Here is a 26,194-nt window from a genome sequence, read left to right as displayed (position 1 = left end):
TCCACACACACTAAAGAAGAACTTTCATGTCCTTGACTGAACAACTTGATCTGAAAGACGGCGAAACACTTCGCGTAGACAGCTCGCGACAAACGGGACCGTTGGCCAACATTGACATCACCAACTACTCTGTTCTTGACGCCCGTGGCGATGTCGTCGGCAAGGTCGAATACACAGAAGATATGGCAATCAAGGGCTTCAAAGTCACGCATAAGGCCGTTAGAACTGACTTGGAAGGTAAGACTGTCCTGCAGAAATTCTGGTAGAGCATGCCGTGATGCAGACGAAGAAAGCCCCGGAAATTCGGGGCTTTTTTGTTGCTCAGTTCCAGCCGGTATCGATGCGATCCAGGTCGTAGTCGCGGCCAATTTGGTGAGCGGCCTCGAGAGCTGAAAGATCGCCATAATGCTGTTTGAACTCGGCTTCTGAGAAGCCCGCTTCGTCGATGCTGATGCCAAACATGTTGGTGAAGTGCTCGTTTGCTTCTTTGAAGAATTTCGTGCTCATCATCTTGCTCCAATTGAGCCAATTGCTCGCGATAAGAGCAAGGGAAGCGGCAAGAACGCATTGCACTGAAAGCCGGAACAAAGTGGAGGAGCGCTTGCGCTTGCAATGCGTTTAGCGACCGATCGTTGTCGCTAGCCATTTGCAAATTGGACCAAATAAATTGTGCTAGAAACCCCTTGCCAAACGAGTCAGTTGCCTTAGCTTGGTCAAGAGGAGGCACTTATGGCTGATGAAGATCTGTATTTCGAAGAAACGGCGGTAACACCTGATGACGTCTATCCACCCTTTAAGCGGTTCGTCGCAGAACGGCACGGGGACGGGCTGCTCTTTAGCGTAGCAACTGATCAGACAGAGGTCGAAGGGCATTTTAACGACTTCGAGATCATCGACCTGGTCGATCTGGCTCTCATGCAACACCGAAGCATTTGGATTGGCGCATGAGCAAGACAGACGACTACGCGCGCCAATTTGCTGATCTCGTGATCCGCAGTCTGGAGAGCCACACAGCGCCATGGACAAAGCCATGGAAGCCCGGCGAGGTCCCAGCGGGGCCCCACAATGGCGTGACCAATCGTAGCTACCGGGGCGGCAATTTCATGAACTTGCTCATGACACAGCACGAACGCGGCTATCAGTCTGCTGAGTGGTTGACGTTCAAGCAGATCGGGGAAGCCGGTGGCAAAGTGCGTAGGGGCCAGAAAGGCACGTCGATCCAGTTCTGGAAGACGACAGAGCCAAGTGCAGAGCAACTGGCTGAGGACCCAGCGGCAAAGAAGCACATGCAAGTCTTCTACTTCACAGTCTTTAACCGCGATCAATGCGATGGCTTGCCTGAGCCGAAAGCCCAGCTACATGTTCCTGAGCAATGGCGACATGAGAAGTGCGAGCAGCTGATGACTGACTCGGGCGTGCCGTTCAACTTTAATGGCGGTGATAGGGCTTACTACCGTCCTGACATCGATCAGATCTTCATGCCTTCGAAAGCAGCGTTTAAAAGCCAGGACGGCTTCTATACAACAGCCCTTCACGAGCTAGGCCACAGCACCGGCCATAAAAATCGGTTGGGGCGTGATTTATCGGGCAAGTTTGGTAGTGAGAGCTATGCTATCGAAGAGCTGCGAGCCGAGATCTTCTCCTACATGACCGGCGAACGCTTGGGTATTGGACATGACCCTGGTCAGCACACGGCCTACATCAAATCCTGGATCAAGGTCCTCAAAGATGACCCCAAAGAGATCCTCCGCGCGTGCGCGGATGCAGAGAAGATCTGCAATTTCTTGAAGATCGCGCACTACCTGGAACTTCAACAGAGCCATGTGCAGGACCAAGAGCTAACGGGCCAAGAGCCCCGTCAAGAACGGCCGGTGCGTAAAGCAAGGCCGAAACCTGTCGATCCCCTTGCACCTGAGTTGCTCGACGATCAGATCAAAGACATGAAAGCGCGGCGCAAAGCCAAAGAACTGGCGATAGCGCTATGACCGAACGGCTGCCACAGATCCATAATTCAGACCGGGAAGAGAGCCGGCAGTGCTACACACAGCCCGGGCAGGAACCCCGTCCCAAGCTCTTCGACTTGGGCAACCTAAGCCCCGAATCCCAGGCCATCTATGAAGCGAGCCGAGCCGGCTCGAGGTTCGATCACCTCATCAACCACGCACTACTTCTGGCCCGCATACGGGGTGACAAAGAACAGCTTGTCTATGCGTCTGAGCCGGATGACACGCTCCCCGGCACCGCTCTCCTGGACGCTGTCGAGAACGGGCGCTGGAACGAAGCCAGGGGCCTTATCCGCTCACATGTAGACGTCAACGCGACCAACGCGTTAGGACAGACAGCCTTGCACCTGGCTGACGACCTTGGCGTGATCGATGCCCTACTCCGCTTTGGGGCGAAGCAAGACATCGTCGATGACTATGGCAACACGCCGATACAAGCCGCACGCGAGCGAAATGATGCGGCTTCCGTATTGATCATGGAAAGGCATCATGAGTTGGGTGCGGCTCGTCACCTCTCCGTGTTCAAACCACTAAGCTTGTGATGCTTCTGCTGCGCCAGAGGCATATTTTCGTGGCATCATGTTCAGGAATGGATTTCCAGCATCAAAAGTAGCTAGATCTAAATGGCGCAGATCTTTCCAGACATCGAAGTCATCAAGAAGTCAAAGCAGAAGCCTACCGAAGGCGAGCTGCACTTGATCAATTATCTCATTTCTAATTTCGGAGATGATGTAGAGATATATGCACAGCCTTGCTTCAATGGTGACAGGCCTGACATTGTTCTCATGTCCAGCAAGCTTGGGGTGATCATCATCGAAGTCAAGGACTGGAACCTTGATCTATACGAGATTGACCGGAAGAACAAATGGCACCTCAAAGCCAACGACTCACTAGTCAAGTCACCGTTCCAGCAAGTCTATGCTTATAAAAAGAGCTTTTTCGATGTCCACATCAATGGACTTCTCGAAAAAAGCATCAAAAACAAAGCCTTCTATAGCATCATCAAAACGTATGTCTACTTCCACAAGGGAAGCAAAGAAGCTATCAATTCGCTTTTTTCGCAGCATCTTGAAGATGCTAGAACCGAGTCGCGAACTCATGCTGACGCTTTCAAGAGTAGAGCCATAGACTTTGCTGAGTATGAATCCAAAAACGAAATAACAGCCAAACGCCAGGACAAGTTCTCGCGAGACATGTCAATCAGTCTTCATAAGGAAAATCTTAGGAAAATAAAATTTCCACTAAAAGGAAATGAGGCCACTTTTGATGACGGTGTCTATCGCGAGTTCAGAAGGCTTCTCAATCCCCCATTGCACTATGCCAATGAAGGGAAAGACTTCAATTATTCGGCGAAGCAGCTGCGACTCATCACAAGCAAGGCAGGTGACAGAACGAAGATCTGTGGGCTTGCCGGATCCGGGAAAACAGTTGTCCTTGCAGGAAGAGCGGTGAATGCTCATAAGCGGCATGGTGAAAGAGTTCTCGTCTTATCGTTCAACATCACGCTAAGCAGCTACATCCACGACAAGATTAGCGCAGTAAGATGCGACTTCCCATGGTCGGCCTTCGACATTTCCACCTACCACCGATTCATTACCAGCGCACTCAACAATGCAGAGATCGAGGTCATCGTTCCAGACCACCTCAACTACGATGGCCGAGACAAAACTGTTGCAAGAAACGTGTCTGTGGAATTAGATGAATATCTGGAGAAGAAATACTACACCAACCTCAATATATTCGACGATGTGGAGATCGAATATAAATACGACACGATCTTGATAGATGAAATCCAGGACTACAAGCCTGACTGGATCAAAATTATCCGCGCCAATTTCCTTGAAGAAAAGGGAGAAATGATCCTATTTGGCGATGAGAAGCAGAACATCTATAAAAGATCCCTGGATGCGGAGCGTAGATCCAAGGTTGTAGAGGGATTTGGGGCATGGGAGAAGCTCACGAAGAGCTTTCGGTATCTCGACCAGTCGCCAATTCTGCCTTTGATTGACGCATTTCAAAGGAGATATCTCAGCCAGTCCTATGAACTCGACGAGGATGAGTCCTTCCAGCTTTCATTGATAAACATTGGCATCCAAGGTTACCAGCTATTCGACAACCTTGACCTAGCTAATGTTGCACGGCAGATCATCTCGCTGGCGAAGGCTGCAAAAATCCACCCCAACGACATCACGATTGTGTCGTCTAATGATTTCATACTAGCGGAACTTGACTATCACATCAGGAATGGTGAGAGCCATCGCGAAAGAACTCTTTGTTCTTTCCCGTCAAAGGAAGCGACCAACCATCCAAAATATTCCAGACACTACCGAAAGATAAGCACAAATAAGAAGAAGGCCTTCAACCTTAACAGCGGCGTCATAAAGCTCACATCGACGCACAGCTTCAAGGGATTTGAATCGCCCTATGTCGTCCTGTTGGTCAATGCAAAAGACAGCCCTGAGATGGTCTACACCGGCCTCACCAGGGCGAAGCAGAATGTTCTTGTCTTCCTTGATCAGGACAGCCCATACATCGGCTTCTTCGAATCACACCTCAGTCAGCTTCAATTGACATCCTAACCGCATCACAAGTCTCCGTGGATACAATCTACTCCGCTTTGGAGCGAAACAGAGTGTAGTAGCAGCTGGTAGATCTGACGCTCATAACTCAATTCTCAAATTTTCCGAACCATAAATCGAGCCTCGGGTTGCTCGTAGTAGGCGATAGGGAACATAGAGCGGGAATGCAGCGTCGCACACGCTTCGGTCGCAGCTTCTTCCGAGGCTGAGAAGGCTCTCCAACTACTCTTGTAGCGCTCTAGCTATCCTATCGAGCGCCGCATATGTTTGGCGAACGGCTTGGATCTCAAAATCCTCACGGTCCTCTTCGTCGTGAGTGCCCTTGTTGAAATATGACCAGATCAGCTGACTGTTCGGGACGTTCAAAATTTCTTGGAATCCCGCACTGAGTTCTGCCATCGCCTGCCCCGTCAGCTGTCCTCGCTGTATTCCCTCAGTCAAAGCCTTGTTTAGAGCTTGGGTAAGCGCCCCGAGTTCTGGCTTGAAAATTGGCGGCGCGATGGGAAGCTTCAATTGGGCGAGTTCCCTGGATTTACCGCTGATCTTCTTCCAAGTCTTGGCGGTCACGTTTTCGAGGGCTTGGCGACAGAAGGCTAGGCACTGTCTTTGATCACCTTCGTCGAGGAACTGCCGTGCACGCAGGAGGTAGTTCCTACTCGTGCCCCCTTGGACACGCGGTTGATGGTCGCCATCATGATGACTCAGCACATACAAATTAGAGACATCGTTGCCAAGCTGATTCTGGATATCCTTGATGAACTCATTGCCGTGACAGGTGATGATGATCTGCTTGATGTTGAGCCGCTCGTCGCCAAACAGCGTCTTTCGTATGCCGGCTCGATGGTCGGAATCAATCGCGTTGACAGCATCGTCAAAGACGAGCAGCGGCAGTTCCAGCTTGATGTTCTTAGCAAGAAGAATGGCTAGACCAAGGCACCTGAGATGCCCCTCGCTGAGCACATGAAGCGCATCATGCATCCGGGTAGGATCTGCACCGAACGCAACCATAATTTTCTCTCCACCTTTGAGGGGGAGAGATAGTGAGGTGAACTTGTCCCTTTCGTGATCATCCTCATTGAACGCGTTGTAGAGGTCTAGCGTTAGATCATTGAGGTCCGCCAAGAACTTCCTGGGCAGACCGTCAAGATAGGCTCTGATGGCAGCTCTGAATGCCGCATAGCCCGTCCGAATACGCGTTTCGAACGCGTAAGACTCAGCCTCGAGACGCTCGCTTTCAATGAGATCTGAGTTCGCCAGATCGAAGCCTTCGACCAGCGTCTTATCAGCCACCAAGCCAGCTTCGTGCTGAACTATCTTGGCATCAATGACCGCCAGACGTTGAGCGATGTCACTCAGCTTGTCCCTCTCCGAGATCACCTGTTGGCGAGACTCAGCACGCGTGCTCAGTTCCAAATCACCCGCTTCCAAAGCTGCAAGCGCCTTAGAGACGTCACGCACATGGTGTGCCTTCAAGCCGTCTATGTTCCAGTCAGCGCCTTGCCCACTTACGGCCCAACGGACTACGGCGTTGCTTGCTAGAGCTTCGTATCCTGCTTGATCTTTAATTGGGGCAAGATACGCTCGGATCTGGCGCAATAGCTCGTTGCAGCCTTCTGTGAGCGTGCTTGCCTGATCTTCTAACACTGCCAATTCTTGAAGATTCCGCAGCTCATGGTCTGCACGTTCAAACGGATTGGCGACTGCATGAGCCAGGGGCGTCAAGCAGGCTGGACACGCTTCACCAGCCTCAGCTCGGAGCTCCTGGATGGATTGAAAGAGCTTCTTGAACGAGACTTGCCCAGCCAAGTCGGCTAGTTGCCTTCTTACGTTATGCAGCTGTCGCTGGTTCCTCCTTAGTGCAAGAAAGGACGGTCGAACACCACTTGCTTTGAGACCAGACTGAGCGGGAATGATCTCATCTGCTGCGGTGATGAGCCCTTGGAGTCGGCTCTGGCGATCATCTGGGTCGATGAGTTCACGGACGTGGTCAATGTTGCATTCAAGCTCCGCAGCGAGTGCGCTTAGCTCGTCAACGAACGCTTTTGACGTTACATCTGCGTCTCGGAGACGCGCTTGAGCAGCGGCAAGGGCAGATGCCTTGCCTTCAAGGAGCAGTTTCTTCGGCGTTTCAAGCAACAATCCGATATCGATTTCAGCGGGAAATTGCCTGACGAAATCGCTAAATTCCTCAAGCCCAAAGAGCGATGCAATGAGCTCCCCAGCCTGGGCTGGCGTGCGTGCAGCGATCCTGGCGAAGCTCTCGATCCGGTTCCTCTCGATGATTGCAAAGCGCAGCAGACCCGGAACAGGTGCAACCGGAACGCCCTCATCGTCACCTTGAGAGAAGAGCACAGGTGCCAAGTATCGACCTTCATGGATGTTGGCGAAATAGCTCCCCAAAGCTCCTGCTCGCTTGAGTGAAGCTTCTTCGACGTCACCAGTCAGCGCATACTCGATAGCCTCACAGAGACTTGTTTTGCCACTTCCGTTAGGACCGTAGAAGAGGGTCACTCGCTTGCTTAGGTCGAAGATCTCCTCTCTTCTGAATCCACGAAACGGCCCAATTTTGAGTGACTTCAAGTCAGACCAAGTGAGGGCATCCTGATCAGCGCGAGCTCCGAGCTCAGGCAGCTGTTCAACTCGGTGCAAGCTTCCCCGGAGCAATGCTGCAACGTTCTGTGACCTACGGCCACCGGCGCTTGGGGCGTCAGCGATTCGTTGGAGGTGAACGCGAATGACATGCGCTACACGACGCACCTCAAGGTCAGCATTCGATGCATCAAGATGCTCTACGAAACTAAAATATTCTTCGTTCAATGAACTCACACTTCCCCCTGATGCGTGGTATGGCGACTACTGGTCAATTGATCCGACGAGCATCATCGTTTCCAATTCACATACGTGTTCGGACATCCAACGACCTGGATCTAGGGCGTTGGCAATGTGATCACACGCCCTGCAAGGCGCACACTGCTCATTCTTGAATCTTTGCAAGCAGCTCTCTCATCTTCGACTCAGTCGCTTCGACATGATTGAACGCCATGAGCGGCGCGAGATCGAGCGAAAGCTCCTGGTTCCTGTCCGCAATTTGGAAGAGTATCCGCGTCACTGCATCGAAGTCGGCATCAAGCTGATCCCAGCTGATCTTAGCTTCGTCAAAGAGCTCTCGATGCTGCTCGCGTTGGGTCGAATTATGAGAGAAGAGCTTGTTGCGAAAGACGCGATATTTCTCGTAGATCACCGCAGCTTCTGCTTCTAGCTCTGCCGGCACTTCTGTGCCATCCGCTCGGATCAAACGAGCGAGCTCAGGGATCGAAGCACTCCCCTTGCTGTCTTCCAACACCGCCACTAGCCCGACGAACGTTGCGAGCTGGCATGACCAAAGAATGGGTAGCGTGACGTCCTCAAAACGGCTGAGTCGGTCGGTCAGTCGCCTGGGACTGTCTTCGCCCCGTGCACGACTTAGTTCTTTGCTTATCGCATAGGACTGCCGTGTATCTACGAGCCTGGACGTGATCAGGCGATAGACCACCACAGTCTTCGATTCTTCCATGTCCATACGTCCGCCCCTCTTCCTTAGGTCGCTGCACCTGGCTCATCTTCGCAGGCAATGCCGTGCCGGGTAAGCATGGCACTGATCCGTCGAGCGACCAACTCCTGGTGAGCTCCCGCGTTGTCTTCAATGACGTCTGCCAGGCCTGCGAATGCTGCCCAGAAGCCGCCCGAGCCGCCATGCGCCTGAATCAGCACAGGATGTTCGGTCTCGAGCGCATCGAGCTGAGCGTCTAGCGTATTCAGGTTCGCAGGCATCGGGCCGATCCCTCTTCATCAATGACTTATGGAATTTGTTAGTAATTTCACTAACTCAGTTCTAAGCTAGCGCCGTAGCAGCATGCTGAGGCCTGTCAGTCTCAGCCCGTGATTCAGCTTTCCCGGACTCTCCCACTATGCACCCCATCGCCCCTCCAAGCCTCCTGGGCGCTTTCAGCCCTACTGCACCTACCCGTGCCCTACCCGTGCTCAGGATGCGCGTTAGCTGTGGCTTCCCAAGCCCCGCCGAGGACTTCTTCGGGGCAGAGGACACGCTCTGTCTCAATCAGCACTGCATCAGCAATCCAGTGGCCACGTTCTTTGCCACCGCCGAGGGGGACAGCATGACTGGGCTCGGGATCGACCAGGGCGACACGCTGGTCGTTGACCGCAGCCTGGAACCCAAGCACGGGGACATCGTCCTGGTGCTGTGGGAAGGGGGGTTCATGGTCAAGCGGCTTGCCATGAGCCGGAATCGCCTGGCACTCCACTCGGGACACCCGGACCACCCTCCTATCCTGGTGCCCCCAGACATTGAACTGGATGTCTGGGGTGTGGTGACTTGGTCTTTTAAAAAGCAGCTGAGGCGATGATGCGCGAGCGTATTGAGCAGTGGAAGAGCATCTTCCAAACCGACGAGAACAGCATCTGCAAGCAGCTATCCGGAATGGCTTGGGACCTTGCCGTGTTCACCTGCCTAGTGGAAGCCATCGACCAAGCTCCAGATGGCCCTCAAGGCAAGCAGCTAAACGGAGTCATGGTCAGCATGCTTGCCAACGGTTTTTGGCACAGCGCGTTCCTGGGCGTCCGTAAACTGGCTGACAAACATCCTATTGGGGGTGCACGGGGCGTCTGCTCGATTGGAGGCCTCATCGCTGATGCGAAGGCGGCTCGTCAGCTCATCACTAGACGGGTTTTTGTAGAAGAGATTGCCGGCCTCAACTATGACTACGTAGCCACTCGTGCACGGTTCGAAGAGTTCGTTCGCGCTCATCCCGCTAGCACAATCGTCTCCGGCCGGAGGTTCGATGAAGAACTATCGATCCGTAGGCATCTCGAGTTCGACACGCTGAGCGGAACGACCGAGCAAAACAGAACGGCTGATGATGTGATTCGAGAAGACTTCTTTGTTGCGCTGGAACAGCGTATGGCAAGGCTTGAAGGTGTGGTTACGCACACGCACATCGACGTGGCTCATGCGGCTACGGAAGCAAGTCGGGCAGGAAGGCAGTTGGAAAGCTGGCAGCTTACGGATGCAAAAAATGCATTCAGGGACCTTGCGCAAACGGCAGAGATCCTAGGTAGCGCCCTTTGCTATGACGGCATTGGCTCGGTCCTTCCAAGGCCCCAGTTCGATCAGTTTGAGCACATCGAGCAACCCCTTTTCAGCGGCGACCCCGCAGTTCTTCACGCGAAGTGGGATGAGCTGTCGGCTGAGATCACTCGATGGCACGATGTGAGCGAGATCAGGCTGTGAGCATGATCGCTCTCCAAGACGGGAACAACTTCTACTGCTCTGTTGAAGCAAGCTTCGATCCGAGGCTTCGCGGTAAGCCTGTGTGTGTGGCAAGCAGCGGGGATGGCTGTGTCATTGCCAGGGACGCATTGAGCAAAAAACTCGGTGTGCCCATGGGTGCGCCAATTCACCAGATCCCACCAGACGTGCGCCGGCAGATCACTTTTCGCTCTGCAAATTTCGCGCTCTACGGTGACATCAGCGCCAGGATTGCGTCGATCTTACTAGACCTCTTTCCTGCAATCGAGCAATACAGCATCGATGAAAACTTCATTGACCTGGCAGGCATCCCCTCAAAGGATCACGAGCGTCTCGCAGCAGAAGCGCGAGCCCGAATTTTGAAGTGGACCGGCATACCTTCATGCGTCGGAATTGGACCGACCAAGACGCTGGCGAAGCTCAGCAACAAGAGGGCCAAGTCCACCGTGGAAGGTGTAGTTACGACGATGCCTGACGACCCTGCCCTGCTCACTTACCCCGTAGAAGACGTGTGGGGCGTGGGAAGGAAGCTCACTGCAAGGCTGGGTGCCGATGGCATCCTGACGGCTGGTGATCTCGCTGCCACTGACGTAGACACTCTGCGTTCTCGATATGGTGTTGTGCTGGCACGCACGCAGCGTGAATTGCAGGGTATCTCGTGTGCAGAGCTCGAAGAGCACGAGCCACAACGCAAGGAAATTATGGTGTCTCGGACATTCGGCAAAGACATCACGTCACAGACCGAGCTGATGCAAGCCATTGCCACTTTCGCACAGCGAGCCTGCGAAAAGCTTCGTTCAAGGCAGCTGCAAGCAGCGGGCGTATGGGTCTTCATCCAGACGAACCCTTTCAAGCAAAATTTGCCGCAATACAATCCATCAAAGTCGTTTCGATTGTTGATGCCGTCTGCTGACACCAGGGAAATTCTGATGGTTGCCCAGGGGCTGGCCAAATCCATGTTCAAACATGGCTACGGCTACAAGAAAGCAGGTGTCAGCTTGCTTGATCTGAGCCACATGGATGTCCAGCAAGGAGACCTGTTCGCCGGGGTCGATCAGCGCAGCAAGGCCATTATGGATGTCATGGACCGGACCAACCAGAAGTTCGGCCGAGGCTCTGTGGGCTTTGCTTCCACGGCTTGGCGTCCAAGGGGTAAGACACTTGAGAAGCCCGCCTGGTCCGTAAAACGGGACATGCTCTCCCCCGCTTACACCACTGATTGGAAGCAGCTCATCCGCGTGAGATAGTGCCGGTGCGGCATCGGCAGGATGCCTGGACCCATACAAGGAAGAGCAGGCATGGCACAGCAACAGCAAGATGCAACCGTGGCGGTCATGATCGACTGCGACAACGTGGCCCCAGCAATCATCGACTTTGCACTTCTCATGGCGGCTCAAGCCGGGCGAGTGATCCTTCGCCGTGGGTATGGCAACAAGGCAACACTCAGTAATTCTTGGGAACAAGCGTTGGTCCGTCAGGCGTTCACCCCATGCCTTCAATACCAATACGCTTCCAAGAAGAACACTGCTGACATTGCGCTTGCTCTTGATGCTCAAGAGGCACTGTTCGACAAGCGTGCGGAGGTCTTTTGCTTAGTAACGAGCGACTCGGACTTCGCATATCTCAGCCGCAGGCTGAGGGAACGCGGCGCTACGGTCTTCATTGTGGGCGAAGCAAAGACACCAGATGCACTGCGCAATGCGTGCGACCGGTTCTTCGAATGGAGCCCTGAACAAGCCGCTGCGCAAGCACCTGATGCCGAGACCCCGGAAGCCAAACCTCGGGCCCCAGCCCAACCCAAGCCCAACGCTGCGCCCACCCCGTCTGCCAAGATCAAGCGTAGGCCACGGTTCGTCGTGGAAGCCGTCTCCCTCCTGGCCGCAGGCACGCCTGATGGAAGGGTTAGCGTGAGCGCTCTGAGCCAGTATTTGAAACGTGCCGACTCTGCCTTTTCGCCCAGTGCGTATGGGCATTCTGGGCTTGTAGACATGTTGAAGACCTATGACCTGCTCACCCCTCACTTGGAGGAAGGCGGGCATTGGACAGTGAGTCTCGCTGCTGAGCCTGACGCGGAATAGTCACGAGGTAGGAGCACGGGATCGACTTGCAGCAGCATGCCAGCTGCTCCGTAGACCAACGATGCCTGTGGGGTCGTCGGTCTACACGATGCACCCACTAGCCGTGAAAGTTGATCACAGGTAGGTCTTGCAGATGCTTGATGCTCTCTACCATTTCTTCTGAAAACTGAAAGAACTTGTCAGGGTCATGAACTCGATAGCAGAGCTCAAAGAACATGCCATATGAGATCACGTAGCAAGGGATGCTGCGCTCCACCATCAGCACATTGAGGATCTTCGCGTATTCTTCGCTCTCTCGCTCAAAGACTTCTTTGATGATCGTGATCGCAAAGAGCTGCTTCTGGCTGATATCGATTGACTTCTCTTCGCCGTTGAGGGTGTAGCGAAGCGTTCCGTTGCCTGCTTTGATGTAACTTTGTGCACCCCGAACCTGTGCCACGGCTTTCTTGAAAGCGGTCATCGCATTGGTTTGCTTCCGACTGAGCTTCTGCTTTGCGATGCGCTCAACGTTTGGACTGTCCTTGGCTTGGATGATGAGCAGTCGATCATCTGTCACCACCAGGACATCACAAATTTCTTCTTTGTCAGTCGTTTTCAACGGGCCATGATAAATCTGGCTTTGGGGAAAGCACATCGCCAAGCACTTGATGATGTCTTCTTCTTGGAAGTTCCCAGGCTCCTCCCTCTCTAACGTGGAGATGCTGTATCCCTTTGCCCCATGATGTTGATGGAGCGGATACCGAGCATCTTGTATCGCGAGGCTCTCTCCAAGCGGGTTGTGGATCAGCTTGACGGTCAGCGCCTCTTCGTCGTCCTGGGGGGTTCGCAGGCCGAACCAGTCAGCGACTCCATGCAGCATGTATTGAGCCTGGACAAAGTCCGATCCAAGCAGGCTCAGCCCATCGAGCCGGCCCCTTGTGACTTCTGGGACAACAATCTCCGCTTCGTAGACCAAGAACTCGCGTCCATGCTCATCGAAGAAATGGACGTTGACGGAAGGACTTTTCAGTGCCGCCAACAGCTGGCGACTCTCGACGTCATCGACCAGCGGCGTGCGGATATTCAAGGGCTCGTCTTCGTCGTCGAAGAACGCGAAGACCAATGCCAGCGTCTCTCGTCCGCCAAGGTCCGCAGGGCACACATACACCTTGAAGAAGCCACTAAGCTTCGCGGCTAGAAGGAATTCCTTCGTCGCTTTAACGATCAAGAAGGGGTTACCGCCATCTGGATCAGGTGCAGCCATGATGCCGACTGGATAGCTCAGAATCTGGTGGTATAGCTCGGGGTGAAGGACGGTTAGCATAGAGCGAGGATAACGCCCTACCCTCTGCTTGTGTAACAGCGGGATCTAGCGACCGAGCAGCTGTGCGAGAGTGTCTATCACGTCTGCCCAGAAGCTCTTTGTTGCACCAGGCCATCGCAGGGTCTTCGCGATCTTTAAGCTATTAGGCGTCTGCTGACGTCTGCAATCCACGACTATGCCAGGTGGCTTGGCAAAGATTTGATGCCCGTGTGAGGCTGCAACATAGCGCCAGGCTCTCTCGTGATCCTCGGCTTCAAGCTGGGTGCCTTGAATAGTGGATAGATGCTGGAAGTCGAATGCACGGGACCAACCGCCAGCAATCGACTCGTGTTCCTTTTGCCGCCGGCCCATGTCAACGGTCTGACCGATGTAGACTGCCCCACTGCTAAATTTGAGAGCGTATAGATGACGCTCCCTGGCATGGTATTTCTGATCACGCTTATACCGCACTGGATCTCCTGATTTGCTGAGTTAGACCCAACAAAACAGAAAATCCAGAATTGGCAATGGTTAATGGACGATCAATCACTGAAAAAGATTAGGGTGTGTGTGTTCCAGCACACACACCCTGGGTGAGAGGACAAGGAGAGAAGCCCCTCACACCCATTAAAAGCCATACTCCAAAGGTGTCAAGCGTTATCCGTGTGGTTACACATTCACTGCCGAGTAGCGACGTGCCCACGATGCAAAAATTCCTCGAAACGCGGAGGCGGGAGCGTCCGAAGTTCCTCTACTGTCGCTTTAAGCGAATAAAAGTCATCATAAGAGTCGTCGCTACGCGCAACCAAACATGCCCCGTTATCAAGCAAGAATTCAATTAAGAATTCCAGGCATGGTCGATCTTCATCCTCGGGGCCGCTGTGGAGGTAAAGATCCAACAAGTCATGAAGCTCATTGTCGCTCTTGAGATGGAAGAACTCGGCATCCTCAAAATTTGCTCCACTTTTCAACAACAGAGCGACTGCACCAAACTGCTTGTGGGAATACGCCGTATCGACAGGACTGCCAAAGCCAAAAGCATCTCCGCTCATGTCATTGATGTCAGCGCCATAGTTCAAAAATAGCTTGATCTGATCAAGCTCGCCAGAGCAAGCAGCGTTCGTCAAAGGCGTGGGAAATTTATGATAGCCGGTATAGCAATCAACGAAAGCACCTTCCTCTAGTGCAACCTTCAACTCTTCGAGCGATCCGGCCGCGATCAACCGTTCACATGCGGCAACGCGCTGCTTTTCTTCGCCCGGAAATTGAGCGATCCACGCCTTGAACTTTGGCATGAGTATTGTCATCAAATGACCATTGGCGTTGATCGTGCCACTTTGGTCATAGTATGAGCTCGGAAACTCCCGGGCCTTGGCGCTCTTCTTAGCAAACCATCCAAACATTGGAGCTCCTTGAATAAGTGTATGTTCTTATCAAAAGGCTCAGCCCAACAAAGTCAATGTTTGAAGATCAAAAAAGCCCCTTTCCAGGGGCTTCGAATGCAGGACATGGGTAGGTGCAACTAGCTTCTCGGCGTTGAAGCATCAAGCTCAGCCCGATCAGCAATCGCTTTGCTTTGCGCCTGCTCTCGATCCAGCCATAGAAGCTTCTCCCGGTGCTTGGTTTCAAGATGTTTCCGGTAGGCCTCTATGTAAGCAGCCTTTTCTTCATGCATCGCCCAGGGCTTCTCAATTGCCTTTTCAGGCGTAAGGGCGACGATACGACATCCAGTCCGTAAGGTATCTGACAAGAGCTCGTCTGAGACAGAGGTGATCAGGCTATTGCAAAGAACAACCGGCCTGCCGGTAATCTTGTCTTTGAAGACGATAAAGAGGTTTGGGCTGGGACGAAGATCGAGTCCAGCGCTGCCTTCGATTTCCTCTTCTACCCCGCTCTTTTTCTTTAAGACCGTTGCCCACCATCGCAAGATCTGATCTTTGCGAGCTGTGTGGCTTTTGGACAGGAAGAAAGGATCATCATATTTCTTTCGGGCTTCTCGCAATGCACTGCTTGTGATACCCAAGAAGAAAGCAGTCATGGATAGGGTCAACAAAGCATCACCGCCCATCTCATGAAGCTTCTTGCGCACCGATGCATAGTCCTGAGTCGCCTTTATCCTTTTGCGCTCCTCTTTATCTGCGAAGAGCGACTCCAACGCGTTCTTGAAGCCTTCTGCCTCAGCTTTCTCGTTTGTCATTCTTGGCATATAAAAAAGCCGACATTACTGTCGGCTTTCCGAGCGTTAATTAACCGGGGAACTTCGGGAACTTTTCGTCCGGATGGGCTGCTTTCCATTCTTTGTAAGCAGCGGAGCCTTCCCAAGCGGCGAAGGCGCGCGGAGTCCGACCACGGCCGCTCCACGTTTCCTGGGTATGCGGCAGCCAGTATTTCTGCGCAACTTCCTTCCTGGAACCAGACGACTTTTTACCAGTCGAAGAAGTAGCGTTGAAGTGATTGGCGATTTCAGACTTCTGCTTGGCAGAGAAGAAGTGACCAAAACGATTCAGAAGCTCCGAGACATTTGCGAAAGCGCTCGATGCTTCTTCTTCCATCAACTTGACTTCTTGCTCTTCAAGCTTCTTCAGCTCTTCAGCCAGCTTGGCTTTGGCGGAAGCGATAGATTCAAGAGTGGTGCCCGGTGCTTTGCTCATAGTGTTCTATTTGTTGGAGAGTGATAGACCGATCTGATCCTATCAACGCACCTTTATTGGATCAACGTTTATTTGATGGAGAGTGTCGATCCCTGCAACTCTTTTCGCTCTCGCCCCGCTTTACTGAGTGCGAAGTCTCGCTCTAAGGATGCAATTGCTTGCATTGAGGCACCGGCAAGCTCATCGGCGAACTCTGGCTCACCAATGGAGCGGAGAACCTGTTCCCAGAAGTCACTGGCACGAACGAACGCAATTCGGGGACCAATCGCTGACTTCCGCCGACCAATGGGCTTTGAATGATCAACGGTGGGAACCACAGGAGCCGGATTGGGCGAAGGTTCCAAGATCTCGGCAAGAGCTTCAATTGGGAGTTGCAAGTGCCCGTCGATCTTCCTGGCACCCGGGTAGCGGCCCGACTTCATGCCTTCCCTGATTCGCTGCACCACCCCGCGTGTTGACTGCCCACGGAGCACATGAGCGACTTCTTCGGGGCTTAGTCCGTAGCGGCCCGGGTAGCCCTCTCGCAACCACTTTAGTGAGGCTTCTGACATAGCACCACGGCTCTTCGACAAGCGGTCTAGATTGCCAGCTTTTGAAGCCGAGCGGCGCCACAGCAGTGCACGCTATGTCTGTGGCAATCCTGTGGCAGAGCGCCAGTGTTTCATGATGTTTCTAGGTGTGCTTTGATGCATTGGAGCGTCAACCCCACTCCTCGCGCCTTTACAATTCAATGACTTGCAGGAGGATGGCGAAAGCCCTCTTCCTTAGGAGGGGACCGCTCTATCCAGCTGAGCTACGGGGCCAAAAAGTTGGATGCCAAGATTACAGGCAAGCGCCCCGCCCAGCCAGCTTTTCCCGCTACCGCTGAAGCTGCTGCCAATTCGCGACAGTGCCGGGAGCGGGCGTCGGCAGGCCATACCTCACGCTGACGCAATCAGCCCGCTCGCAAGTACGCCCCCCGTTGCCAGCAACAAACTACCGGCCAATGCCCTGCGGAAAATACCTACAAATACGCGCGGCAAAACCACCGCCATCTGCCAACACGCTTTTCAGACAAACCCTAATCCAAGTGCCTATGCCGGGTGCCTACAATTCTCAGAGCCTCCTGCTAGCCAAAGACGACAGGCTTCAGCAGTGCACCACTTACCGCGCCGGTCTTCGGCCCGCCGGGATTGCACAACCATATACGCAGCCGCTTACAGCGGAAGATGAGAACCAGCAATGAAGAAATCCTTTTACGCTCTGACCCTCGCAGCGCTTTCGCTTCCGGCCATCGCGCAGGACGCGCAGTTTACTGAGCAGCCTGTCGTCGCCCAGGAGCCACAAGCAATCGAACAGCCTGCGCTTGAGCACGCAGTTGCGACCCAGGAACAGAGCCCCGGCGAACAGCAGGAAGCGGCTCCGCAGAATGAATTGACCTCGTCTGCCAGCGAAGAAACAACGGCATCCTTCGAACAGCCTGCCACCGAAGAAGCAACCGCCTCCTTCGAACAACATGCCGGCGAAGAGCTTGCCACGTCCGAAGAAGGGTTCAGCACCGAACTGGCCGGTACCGAGCAGGCCGGCAACAGCGCACGCGGCACCTTGAACCGGCGCCTGGCCATTGGCGGAGGCGTAGCCGCTGGCGTGCTGTTGTATGCGGTGCTGTCCAATGATGACGGCGGCAATGGCAGCGCACCGGTTACCCCGGGCCCGACCGGCACCCACTGAATTCGAAATACATCAAGCGCAAGTACTCCCTCGCCGGTCTTCGTGACCGGTGGGGGCTGCGCATTGCCTGCAAAGGCCAGGAACTAAAAATGAACTGCAAGCGTCTTGTCGCCACATTGGCGCTCGCGTTGTTACTCCCCGGCTGCATATTGGCGCCAGGCCAACATCTGCGCAGCGATGCGTTCGTGCAGCCCGGCGATTCCGTCGGCGACATCCGCCAGTATCCGCAGAAGCATGCCGCGCGCACGCCGAGTCGTTCTCTGCAGCACGCTTCCGCACCGCATTTGGCAGCTTGGTCGAACGGAAATGGCGCGAGTTCCAGCAAGCCTCCTGCAATGCCCAGCAAGACCGCACTCTCTACAAGCGATGACCTGCGCACATGGACGTAAGAAACATTCTTATCTGCGGCGGTGCCGGCTACATCGGCAGTCATATGGCCCAGTGGCTTGCAGAGCACGGCCATGGCGTCACCGTCCTGGATAATCTTTCAAGCGGGCATGCCGGCTCCGTACGTTGGGGAAAGCTGTTGCAGGCGGATCTGTTGGACTCCGCCTCCCTCGAACGTACCTTCAGCGCGGGGCAGTTCGATGCCGTCATGCATTTCTGTGCGCGCTCACTCGTCGGCGAATCCGTAACCAAGCCCTACGAGTACTACGCCAACAACGTCACCGGAACGCTCAATCTTCTTGAGGCCATGCGCTGCCATGATGTTAATAAGCTGGTGTTCTCATCTACGGCTGCCGTGTTCGGAAACCCCATCCACGACATCATTGATGAGGACCATCCGAAAGCTCCCATCAATCCGTATGGCGCCAGTAAATTGATGGCAGAACGCTTCTTCGCAGATGCCGCCCATGCTTACGGTCTGCGCTCGGTCGCGCTGCGTTATTTCAACGCTGCCGGCGCCTTGCCCGAGCACGGCATCGGTGAGGCGCATGCCTGCGAGACGCATCTGATTCCCAATGTGCTGCGTGCGGCATTGATCGATGGCCCGCCACTGAAGATCTTCGGTGATGACTATGCCACCGTTGACGGCACCTGCGTGCGCGACTATGTGCATGTGCAGGACCTCGCCCAGGCGCACGCACTGGCGCTGGACTTCATGGATACGCATGAAGGTGCACATACCTTCAATCTGGGCAATGGCCAAGGTTTCTCTGTACGAGAGGTAATTGCTGCCGCAGCTTCGGTGGTTGGCAAGGCCATTCCTTATGAGATCGCACCGAGGCGTGCGGGTGACCCGCCGAGTCTGGTTGCGTCAAGCCAGAAAGCGCGCGAACTGCTTGGCTGGCAGCCACAATGGACTGAACTGGCTCCCATCATTGAAAGCGCTTGGCGCTGGCACCGTGCGCCACCGAGTTGGTTCCCAACCCAGAACTAGTACGACAGGAGCCCCTGAAGCCGATGTCAGCTATGCGGCTTTTTGGTCATTCCTGATTGACGCGATGCTTCAGGCGACAACTCTGGGAGATACAGCGGCCGTTCTGACCGTAGTCTGAGTAAGCGAAGCCTACCCAGGGCCGCTGGCGGACGGCCTGAAAGACGGGTCGAGACTTCCCGGGTGCGCTGCGCTTACCCGGGCTGCGACATTGAAGCTATTGTCAGCGTCTCCCACTGCGCAGCTTCTTGATCCTCATCCGAGAACTCGTGCCTATCGATCCGCCGTGCGATCGCAAACACGCCGGGATCGAGCTACCGACTGCCAGCCTATGCAAGGCTGGCAACAGCACTGACGCCGATCAGGCAATATCCAACACCGGGAACGACTTCACCAGCTCATCCAGCGCCTTGATCTGCGCCAAGAACGGCTCCAGCACATCCAACGGCAGCGCACTTGGGCCATCACAGCGCGCGTTGTCCGGGTCCGGGTGGGCTTCCAGGAACAGGCCGGCGATGCCGACTGCCATGCCGGCACGGGCAAGCTCCACCACCTGGCGGCGACGTCCGCCGGAGGCTTCGCTGCCTGCGTCGCGGCGCTGCAGGCTGTGGGTGACATCGAAAATGGCCGGCAAGCCGCCGGTCGCCTCGATCATCTCGCGGAAGCCGAGCATGTCCACCACCAGGTTGTCGTAGCCGAACTGGGCGCCGCGCTCACACAGGATGATCTGCTCGTTGCCGGCTTCGCGGATCTTGCTGACGATGTGCTTGATCTGGGTCGGGCTGAGGAACTGCGGCTTCTTGATGTTGACCACACGGCCGGTACGGGCGATGGCGGTTACCAGATCGGTCTGGCGGGCCAGGAAGGCCGGAATCTGCAGCACGTCCACCACCTCGGCCACCGGTGCGGCCTGGGCGACTTCATGCACATCGGTGATCACCGGCACGCCGAAACGCTGTTTGACCTGCTCGAAGATGCGCAGGCCTTCTTCCAGGCCGACGCCGCGGAAGGAGGTGATCGAGGAGCGGTTGGCCTTGTCGAACGAGGCCTTGAAGACGTACGGAATACCCAGCTTGCGGGTGACCTCCACGTAGCGCTCGGCGGCATACAGCGTGGAGTCCAGGTCCTCCAGCACATTCAGGCCGCCAAACAGCACGAAAGGCAGGTTGTTGCCAACCACTACCCCATCCGAAATCTTCACGTTCATCTGTCTTTCCTGTTCAAACCGGGGAAGCCCCAACCAAGGGTGGCGAATATGGCTGAAAACGGGCGCCAGTGACAGCTCCCGCCGTCCCGAAATCAGCCCTGCCCGCCGCCGTCGCCGCCTGCGGCAAACCCCAGACCAGCCCGCACGGGGTCAATCGGTTCACTCTGATACTATGTGGTACTCACTCCGTCGCCCCACCCGCAGTTTCCGACGGCGCCAAAATCACGTTAAGAAACAGGAGTTTGAATGTCTTCCGAGCTGCTCAAGGCCTTGGCTCTGGATGCCACCAACGCTGGCACCTACATGGGCAATGGGGAATGGTCCGCCGCCACCGGCGCGGGCGTCCTCAAGCCGCAGAACCCGACCACCGGCGAAGTGATCGCCGAGGTCCAGGCCACCACCGAGGCTGATTACGAAACCGTCATCGCCCGTGCGCAGGAAGCCTACAAGGTATGGCGCACCACCCCGGCCCCGCGCCGTGGCGAAGCCGTACGCCTGTGCGGTGAAGCGCTGCGCAAGCACAAGGACGCATTGGGCTCGCTGGTCGCACTGGAAATGGGCAAGTCCAAGCCGGAAGGCGACGGCGAAGTGCAGGAGATGATCGACATCGCCGACTTCGCACTGGGCCAGAGCCGCATGCTGTACGGCTACACCATGCATTCGGAGCGCCCCGGCCATCGCATGTATGAGCAGTACCATCCGCTGGGCCTGGTCGGCATCATCTCGGCCTTCAACTTCCCGGTTGCGGTGTGGAGCTGGAATGCGTTCCTGGCCGCCATCTGTGGCGATATCTGCATCTGGAAGCCGTCCAACAAGACCCCGCTGACCGCCATTGCGACGATGAAGATCTGCAATGACGCGCTCAAGGACGGTGGCTTCCCGAACCTGTTCTTCCTGATCAACGACGCCGGCACCGCCCTGTCCGAGAAGATGGTCGACGACCGCCGCGTGCCGCTGATCTCCTTCACCGGCTCCACCCAGGTCGGCCGGGCCGTCAACCAGAAGGTCGCCCAGCGCCTGGGCCGCTGCCTGCTGGAACTGGGTGGCAACAACGCCATCATCATGGACGAGACCGCCGACCAGAAGCTGGCCGTGCCGGGCATCGTGTTCGGCGCCGTCGGCACTGCCGGCCAGCGCTGCACCACCACCCGCCGCCTGATCGTGCATGAATCCATCTACGACAACGTGCTGGCCACGCTGATCAAGGCCTACAAGCAGGTGGAAGGCAAGATCGGCGATCCGACCGACGCGGCCAACCTGATGGGCCCGCTGAACAGTCCGGAAGCCGTGCAGCAGTTCCTGGCTTCCATCGCCAAGGCCAAGGCCGCTGGTGGCACCGTCGAGACCGGTGGCACCGCCATCGACCGCCCGGGCAACTTCGTGCTGCCGGCCATTGTTACCGGCCTGAAGAACAGCGATGAGATCGTCCAGCACGAGACCTTCGCCCCGATCCTGTACGTGATGAAGTACAGCACGCTGGACGAAGCCATCGACATGCAGAACGGCGTGCCGCAGGGCCTGTCCTCGTCGATCTTCACCCAGAACCTGAAGACCGCCGAGAAGTTCCTGTCGGCAGCCGGCAGCGACTGTGGCATCGCCAACATCAACATCGGTACCTCCGGTGCCGAGATTGGTGGCGCCTTCGGTGGCGAGAAGGACACCGGCGGTGGTCGCGAGTCCGGTTCGGACGCGTGGAAGGTCTATATGCGTCGCCAGACCAACACCATCAACTACTCCGATTCGCTGCCGCTGGCCCAGGGCATCAAGTTCGATCTTTGATGTTGTCTGCCCCGGCCTTGGTCGGGGCATTGAACCGGGAGAGTGTCGAGCTGAAAGGCTGCCCTCACCCCAACCCCTCTCCCGCGCGCGGGAGAGGGGCTTTCTTCAGCTGAAACGGAGTTTCCGATGAGCATTCCCGCACCCCGTCAGACCAGCAGCTACGCCGTGATCAGTCTGGTGGCCGGCATCCTCGGCTGGACCCTGTTGCCCGCCATCGGCAGCATCTGCGCGATCATTTTCGGCCATATGGCACGCGCTGAAATCCGTCGCAGCAACGGCCAGATGGAAGGCGACGGCCTGGCCGTGGCCGGGCTGGTCCTGGGTTGGCTGGCCACCGCGCTGTGGCTGATCGGCATCATCTTCTTCATTGTCATCATCGTGTTCTTCGGTGGCTTGGCGGGCATCGCCGCACTGAATTCCTGAGGCCGGCATGGGGCAATCCGATTCAACCGAACGTTTCAGCAGCCGGGTGGCAGATTACGTCCGCTACCGCCCGGGCTACCCGTCCACGCTGCTGCGCTGGCTGCATGAGGACATCGGCCTGCCCCGCTCCGCCCTGGTCGCCGATATCGGCGCCGGCACCGGCATTTCCACCGAGCTGTTCCTCGCCGCCGGTCACCCGGTAATTGCGGTGGAACCCAATGCCGCGATGCGCACGGCCGCGCAACAGTGGTTGCAGCCGGACTACCCGCAACTGCAACTGGTGGCAGGCACCGCCGAGGCCACCACGCTGGCCGAGCACAGCATCGATCTGGTCGCCGCCGCGCAGGCCTTCCATTGGTTCGACACCGCTGCCGTGCGTCGCGAATGGGCGCGCATTCTGCGTCCGGGCGGATTGGCGCTGGTGTACTGGAACTCGCGCCTGCTCGACGCCTCGCCGTTCCTGGCCGGCTATGAGCAGCTGCTGCTGGATTACGGCACCGACTACACCGAAGTTGCCGAGCGCTACCAGGACGATCAGACCATGCGTGAATGGTACGGCGACGGCCTGCGCGGCCTGGTGCATCTGCCCAATGTGCAGCATCTGGACTACGACGGATTGCGTGGTCGTCTGCTGTCCTCCTCCTACGCACCGCAAGCCGGTCATCCCCGCCATGCGCCTATGCTGGAGGCCCTGCAGCGTCTGTTCGACGCGCATGCGGTCGATGGCAAGGTCGCCTTCGAGTACCAAACCCGCGCCTTTGTTGGCACGCTGAACTGAGCTTATGTATTCCATTGCCCGTCCCTTCCTGTTCACCCTTGATGCCGAGCGCGCGCACGGCCTGGGCCTGTCCGCGCTGGATCTGGCCTGGCGCACCGGCACCACGCCGCTGATTGCCGGCCGCATCAAGCCGCTCCATACCACCGTGTTTGGCCTGGATTTTCCCAACCCGGTTGGCCTGGCTGCAGGCCTGGACAAGAACGGCGAGCACATTGAAGCTCTGTTTGCGCTGGGCTTTGGCTATGTCGAAATCGGCACCATCACCCCGCGTCCGCAGGCAGGCAGCCCCAAACCGCGCCTGTTCCGCCTGCCGCGGCACAACGCCATCATCAACCGCATGGGGTTCAACAACCTCGGCGTGGATGCGCTGGTGAAGAACGTGGAAGCGGTCAAGCATCGCCCCGGCCCGCTCGGCATCAATATCGGCAAGAACAAGGACACTCCCAACGAGGATGCGCTGTCCGATTACCTGATCTGCATGGAAAAGGTCTACCCGCTGGCCGACTACATCACCGTCAATATCTCCTCGCCCAATACCGCCGGCCTACGTGAACTGCAGGAAGAACAGGCGTTGCGGCGCCTGGTTGCCGGGTTGCGTGAAGCGCAGGAACAGCTGGCCGCCAAGCATGGCAAGCGCGTGCCGATGCTGGTCAAGGTGGCGCCGGACCTGAGCGACCGCGATATCGACGCCGCCGCGCGCGTGCTCGGCGAACTGGGTGTGGATGGCGTGATCGCCACCAACACCACCATCGGCCGGCCTACGGTGGAAGCCGATCCGCTGGCCAAGGAAATCGGCGGTCTGTCTGGCGCGCCGTTGCTCGGCCAATCGACCCTGGTGCTGCGGCGTCTGCGCGCGCGCCTGCCCGAATCGGTACCGCTGATCGGCGTGGGCGGCATCAGCTCCGGTGCTGATGCGGTTGCAAAGATGGCAGCGGGCGCTGCGCTGGTGCAGTGCTATAGCGGCCTGATCTTCCAGGGCCCGGGCCTGATCAGCGACTGCGTCGAGGCTATCCGGCGCCGCCGCGAGTCCCCTTCGGGAGGCGCGGTCGCCCCCCTATGATGATTGCCGCCCCCGCTTGGTCCCTGACCGAAAACGCTCCACTGCGCCAGCTCAACACTTTCCATGTCGACGCACACGCACCGCGCATGCTGCGCGTGGCCGACCCCAACGTGCTGCCCGAAGCGCTGGCTGCCGTGGCCGATGCCGATCTGCTGGTGCTGGGCAGCGGCAGCAATGTGCTGCTGGCCGCCGATCCAGAAGACGTGGTGCTGGTATTTGAAAACCGCGACATCACCGCGCTTGAACACCGTACCGATCACACCATCGTCCGCGCAGGTGCCGGCGTTATCTGGCATGAGCTGGTGATGTGGTCGCTGCAGGAAGGCCTGTCAGGGCTGGAAAACCTCGCCCTGATTCCCGGCACCGTTGGTGCCGCGCCGATCCAGAACATCGGTGCCTATGGTGTCCAGGTTGGCGAATTCATCCAGGCCGTTGAAGCCTGGGACCGTCAGGAGCAGTGCTGGGTACGCCTGGACCAGGACGCCTGCCAGTTCGCCTACCGCGACAGCCTGTTCAAGCACGAAGCCGACCGCTACCTGATCACCGCCGTGGAGTTCCGCCTGCCGCTGCTGCACGAACTGCAGCTGGACTACGCCGGTATCCGCGAGGAACTGAAGGCGATGGGAATCGAGTTCCCGGTATCGGCCGATGTCGCCAATGCGGTCATCGCCATCCGCCGCCGCAAACTGCCCGATCCGGATGTGCTGGGCAATGCTGGCAGCTTCTTCAAGAACCCCATTCTGCCGCTCGAACAGGTCGACGTGTTGCTGCAGCACTATCCCGAGTTGCCGGTTTTCCCCGGCAATGACGACAGCAACCGCAAGGTGTCGGCGGCATGGATGATTGAAAAGGCCGGTTTCAAGGGCCAGCGCGACGGTGATGCCGGCGTGTCCCCCACGCATGCGCTGGTACTGGTCAACCATGGCAACGCCAGCGGCGCCGAACTGCTGGCGTTTGCACGGCGCGTCTCGGCCGCCGTGCTGGAGAAGTTCGGCGTACCCATCGAACCCGAGCCCAGGTTGGTCGGCGCCCGCTGGTGAACACTGCATTGGCTGCACCCCGCTCCATCGCCATGCGCGCCGCCCTGCTGATGTTCGGCAGCGCCATGGCCTTCGGCCTGATGGCGGTGGCCATCCGCCTGGCTACCCGCTACGTGCCAACCCAGGAAGTGGCGTTCTTCCGCAACAGCTTCGGCCTGCTGGCGTTGTTGCCCATGCTGATCCGCCCCGGTCACGCGCCCTTGCGCACCCAGCAACTGCCGCGCTATTTCCTGCGCAGCGCGATTGGCCTGGCATCGATGCTGTGTGCGTTCTGGGCCATCGGTCACCTGCCGCTGTCGCAGGCCATTTCGCTGTCGTATTCCACGCCGCTGTTCGTCACCATCGCCGCGGTGCTGTGGCTGGGCGAGAAGGTCCGCTTCCGCCGCTGGGCAGCCGTGATCGTCGGCTTCATCGGCGTGCTGGTGATCGTGCGTCCGGGCGCGCATGGCTTCGAACTCGGCAGTCTGGTCGCGGTGGCTGCAGCCGTGCTCAGCGCGCTGGTCGCAATCCAGATCAAACAGCTCACCCGCATCGATGGGCCCGACACCGTGGTGCTCTATACCTATGCGTTCTGGGTACCACTGTCGCTGATACCGGCGCTGTTCGTGTGGGTCTGGCCAACCGGAATCGCCTGGCTATGGCTGGTGGCCACCGGCGTGCTGGGCACCATCGGCCAACTGTTCTGGACGCGGGCACTGAAGCTGGGCGAAGTCTCCGCACTCACGCCGATCAGCTTCACCCAGCTGCCGCTGGTGGTGCTGATGGGCTGGCTGCTGTTTGGCGAGACACTGGACCGCTGGACCGTGATCGGCGCACTGATCATCCTTGGCTCCAATGCCTATATCGCCCACCGTGAAGCGGTTCTGGCGCGCCGTGCGGCAACGCACGCCCCGATCGCCGCCGCCAAGCCCGGCGAGTAAG

Annotated in this window: 27 protein-coding genes; 18 read left to right on the top strand and 9 right to left on the bottom strand. The window is 56.8% G+C overall.

All coding sequences use genetic code 11. The features are described 5' to 3' along the window. The first annotated feature begins 26 nt into the window (after window positions 1-26). Window positions 27-266, top strand: a complete 240-nt coding sequence (locus BCV67_RS17815) for a hypothetical protein (RefSeq protein WP_062167852.1) — start codon at window positions 27-29, stop codon at window positions 264-266. A gap of 55 nt (window positions 267-321) precedes the next feature. On the opposite strand, the gene BCV67_RS17810 is transcribed toward BCV67_RS17815, so the two are convergent. Next, window positions 322-507: a hypothetical protein gene (locus BCV67_RS17810; protein ID WP_065868160.1), complete on the bottom strand. Its 186-nt coding sequence runs from the start codon at window positions 505-507 to the stop codon at window positions 322-324. Between the two features lie 222 nt (window positions 508-729). Here BCV67_RS17810 and BCV67_RS20215 point away from each other — a divergent pair, with 222 nt between their 5' ends. From BCV67_RS20215 to BCV67_RS17790, 4 genes are all read left to right on the top strand, one after another. Then, window positions 730-948 carry a hypothetical protein gene (locus tag BCV67_RS20215; RefSeq protein ID WP_156455829.1) on the top strand — a complete coding sequence of 73 codons (219 nt, stop codon included), beginning with the start codon at window positions 730-732 and terminating at the stop codon, window positions 946-948. After that, a complete protein-coding gene (locus BCV67_RS17800; RefSeq protein WP_062167859.1) occupies window positions 945-1,985 on the top strand; it encodes an ArdC family protein in 1,041 nt (346 codons plus the stop codon). The genes BCV67_RS20215 and BCV67_RS17800 overlap by 4 nt, the downstream gene beginning before the upstream one ends. Then, on the top strand, window positions 1,982-2,545 hold the full coding sequence (locus BCV67_RS17795; RefSeq protein WP_062167861.1) for an ankyrin repeat domain-containing protein: 564 nt from the start codon (window positions 1,982-1,984) through the stop codon (window positions 2,543-2,545). Before BCV67_RS17800 ends, BCV67_RS17795 begins: the two co-directional genes overlap by 4 nt. A gap of 81 nt (window positions 2,546-2,626) precedes the next feature. Next, the gene (locus BCV67_RS17790) at window positions 2,627-4,582 is read left to right on the top strand and encodes a nuclease-related domain-containing DEAD/DEAH box helicase (protein ID WP_062167863.1); all 1,956 of its coding nucleotides are present in this window, start codon (window positions 2,627-2,629) and stop codon (window positions 4,580-4,582) included. A gap of 222 nt (window positions 4,583-4,804) precedes the next feature. Here the strand turns inward: BCV67_RS17790 and BCV67_RS17785 are convergent, their stop codons facing one another. The 3 genes from BCV67_RS17785 to BCV67_RS17775 form a co-directional block, all read right to left on the bottom strand. Then, on the bottom strand, window positions 4,805-7,399 hold the full coding sequence (locus tag BCV67_RS17785; RefSeq protein WP_172837760.1) for an AAA family ATPase: 2,595 nt from the start codon (window positions 7,397-7,399) through the stop codon (window positions 4,805-4,807). 157 nt (window positions 7,400-7,556) lie between these two features. After that, window positions 7,557-8,135, bottom strand: a complete 579-nt coding sequence (locus BCV67_RS17780; RefSeq protein WP_156455830.1) for a hypothetical protein — start codon at window positions 8,133-8,135, stop codon at window positions 7,557-7,559. A gap of 23 nt (window positions 8,136-8,158) precedes the next feature. After that, a complete protein-coding gene (locus BCV67_RS17775; RefSeq protein ID WP_062167868.1) occupies window positions 8,159-8,392 on the bottom strand; it encodes a hypothetical protein in 234 nt (77 codons plus the stop codon). A gap of 215 nt (window positions 8,393-8,607) precedes the next feature. Between BCV67_RS17775 and BCV67_RS17770 the strand changes: the two genes are divergently transcribed. Genes BCV67_RS17770 through BCV67_RS17755 form a run of 4 tightly spaced genes read left to right on the top strand, consistent with a single transcriptional unit; the run spans window position 8,608 to window position 11,965 of the window. Then, window positions 8,608-8,985: a LexA family protein gene (locus BCV67_RS17770; protein ID WP_062171583.1), complete on the top strand. Its 378-nt coding sequence runs from the start codon at window positions 8,608-8,610 to the stop codon at window positions 8,983-8,985. After that, window positions 8,982-9,869 carry a hypothetical protein gene (locus BCV67_RS17765; protein ID WP_062167870.1) on the top strand — a complete coding sequence of 296 codons (888 nt, stop codon included), beginning with the start codon at window positions 8,982-8,984 and terminating at the stop codon, window positions 9,867-9,869. Before BCV67_RS17770 ends, BCV67_RS17765 begins: the two co-directional genes overlap by 4 nt. Before the next feature lie 2 nt (window positions 9,870-9,871). Next, entirely contained in the window at window positions 9,872-11,134 is a 1,263-nt protein-coding gene (locus tag BCV67_RS17760; protein ID WP_062167872.1) for a Y-family DNA polymerase, read from the top strand. A 51-nt stretch (window positions 11,135-11,185) separates the two neighbouring features. Beyond that, on the top strand, window positions 11,186-11,965 hold the full coding sequence (locus BCV67_RS17755; RefSeq protein ID WP_062167874.1) for an NYN domain-containing protein: 780 nt from the start codon (window positions 11,186-11,188) through the stop codon (window positions 11,963-11,965). Between the two features lie 97 nt (window positions 11,966-12,062). On the opposite strand, the gene BCV67_RS17750 is transcribed toward BCV67_RS17755, so the two are convergent. The 4 genes from BCV67_RS17750 to BCV67_RS17730 all read right to left on the bottom strand — a co-directional run bounded on the left by BCV67_RS17750 (window position 12,063) and on the right by BCV67_RS17730 (window position 15,898). Beyond that, window positions 12,063-13,208, bottom strand: coding sequence for a hypothetical protein (locus BCV67_RS17750; RefSeq protein WP_156455831.1), 1,146 nt, complete (start codon window positions 13,206-13,208; stop codon window positions 12,063-12,065). A gap of 716 nt (window positions 13,209-13,924) precedes the next feature. Then, window positions 13,925-14,650 carry an ankyrin repeat domain-containing protein gene (locus tag BCV67_RS17740; RefSeq protein ID WP_062167878.1) on the bottom strand — a complete coding sequence of 242 codons (726 nt, stop codon included), beginning with the start codon at window positions 14,648-14,650 and terminating at the stop codon, window positions 13,925-13,927. 119 nt (window positions 14,651-14,769) lie between these two features. After that, window positions 14,770-15,444: a hypothetical protein gene (locus BCV67_RS17735; protein WP_062167880.1), complete on the bottom strand. Its 675-nt coding sequence runs from the start codon at window positions 15,442-15,444 to the stop codon at window positions 14,770-14,772. Between the two features lie 49 nt (window positions 15,445-15,493). Further along, a complete protein-coding gene (locus BCV67_RS17730) occupies window positions 15,494-15,898 on the bottom strand; it encodes an H-NS family nucleoid-associated regulatory protein (RefSeq protein ID WP_062167882.1) in 405 nt (134 codons plus the stop codon). A 1,221-nt stretch (window positions 15,899-17,119) separates the two neighbouring features. On the opposite strand from BCV67_RS17730, the gene BCV67_RS17720 reads away from it, so the two are divergent. From BCV67_RS17720 to galE, 3 genes are all read left to right on the top strand, one after another. Next, a complete protein-coding gene (locus BCV67_RS17720; RefSeq protein ID WP_062167886.1) occupies window positions 17,120-17,608 on the top strand; it encodes a hypothetical protein in 489 nt (162 codons plus the stop codon). A gap of 89 nt (window positions 17,609-17,697) precedes the next feature. Further along, window positions 17,698-17,997 carry a hypothetical protein gene (locus tag BCV67_RS20210; RefSeq protein ID WP_156455832.1) on the top strand — a complete coding sequence of 100 codons (300 nt, stop codon included), beginning with the start codon at window positions 17,698-17,700 and terminating at the stop codon, window positions 17,995-17,997. Then, window positions 17,988-18,989, top strand: a complete 1,002-nt coding sequence (galE, locus tag BCV67_RS17715; RefSeq protein WP_062167887.1) for a UDP-glucose 4-epimerase GalE — start codon at window positions 17,988-17,990, stop codon at window positions 18,987-18,989. The genes BCV67_RS20210 and galE overlap by 10 nt, the downstream gene beginning before the upstream one ends. Before the next feature lie 358 nt (window positions 18,990-19,347). Here galE and kdsA read toward each other — a convergent pair whose 3' ends face one another. Next, window positions 19,348-20,193, bottom strand: coding sequence for a 3-deoxy-8-phosphooctulonate synthase (gene kdsA, locus BCV67_RS17710; protein ID WP_057630641.1), 846 nt, complete (start codon window positions 20,191-20,193; stop codon window positions 19,348-19,350). 246 nt (window positions 20,194-20,439) lie between these two features. Between kdsA and amaB the strand changes: the two genes are divergently transcribed. From amaB to BCV67_RS17680, 6 genes are all read left to right on the top strand, one after another. Further along, window positions 20,440-21,972, top strand: a complete 1,533-nt coding sequence (amaB, locus tag BCV67_RS17705) for an L-piperidine-6-carboxylate dehydrogenase (protein ID WP_062167889.1) — start codon at window positions 20,440-20,442, stop codon at window positions 21,970-21,972. A 126-nt stretch (window positions 21,973-22,098) separates the two neighbouring features. Next, window positions 22,099-22,395, top strand: coding sequence for a DUF4190 domain-containing protein (locus BCV67_RS17700; RefSeq protein WP_062167891.1), 297 nt, complete (start codon window positions 22,099-22,101; stop codon window positions 22,393-22,395). Between the two features lie 7 nt (window positions 22,396-22,402). Then, window positions 22,403-23,173: a class I SAM-dependent methyltransferase gene (locus tag BCV67_RS17695; protein WP_062167893.1), complete on the top strand. Its 771-nt coding sequence runs from the start codon at window positions 22,403-22,405 to the stop codon at window positions 23,171-23,173. A gap of 4 nt (window positions 23,174-23,177) precedes the next feature. Continuing rightward, the gene (locus tag BCV67_RS17690; protein WP_062167895.1) at window positions 23,178-24,233 is read left to right on the top strand and encodes a quinone-dependent dihydroorotate dehydrogenase; all 1,056 of its coding nucleotides are present in this window, start codon (window positions 23,178-23,180) and stop codon (window positions 24,231-24,233) included. Then, window positions 24,230-25,273 carry a UDP-N-acetylmuramate dehydrogenase gene (gene murB / locus BCV67_RS17685; RefSeq protein ID WP_156455833.1) on the top strand — a complete coding sequence of 348 codons (1,044 nt, stop codon included), beginning with the start codon at window positions 24,230-24,232 and terminating at the stop codon, window positions 25,271-25,273. The genes BCV67_RS17690 and murB overlap by 4 nt, the downstream gene beginning before the upstream one ends. Window positions 25,274-25,305: 32 nt before the next feature. Beyond that, window positions 25,306-26,193: a DMT family transporter gene (locus tag BCV67_RS17680; RefSeq protein WP_062167897.1), complete on the top strand. Its 888-nt coding sequence runs from the start codon at window positions 25,306-25,308 to the stop codon at window positions 26,191-26,193. Window position 26,194: the final 1 nt, after the last annotated feature.

Source organism: Stenotrophomonas nitritireducens (assembly GCF_001700965.1).
GTDB lineage: Bacteria > Pseudomonadota > Gammaproteobacteria > Xanthomonadales > Xanthomonadaceae > Stenotrophomonas > Stenotrophomonas nitritireducens_A.
This window is presented reverse-complemented; position numbering and strand designations above follow the sequence as displayed.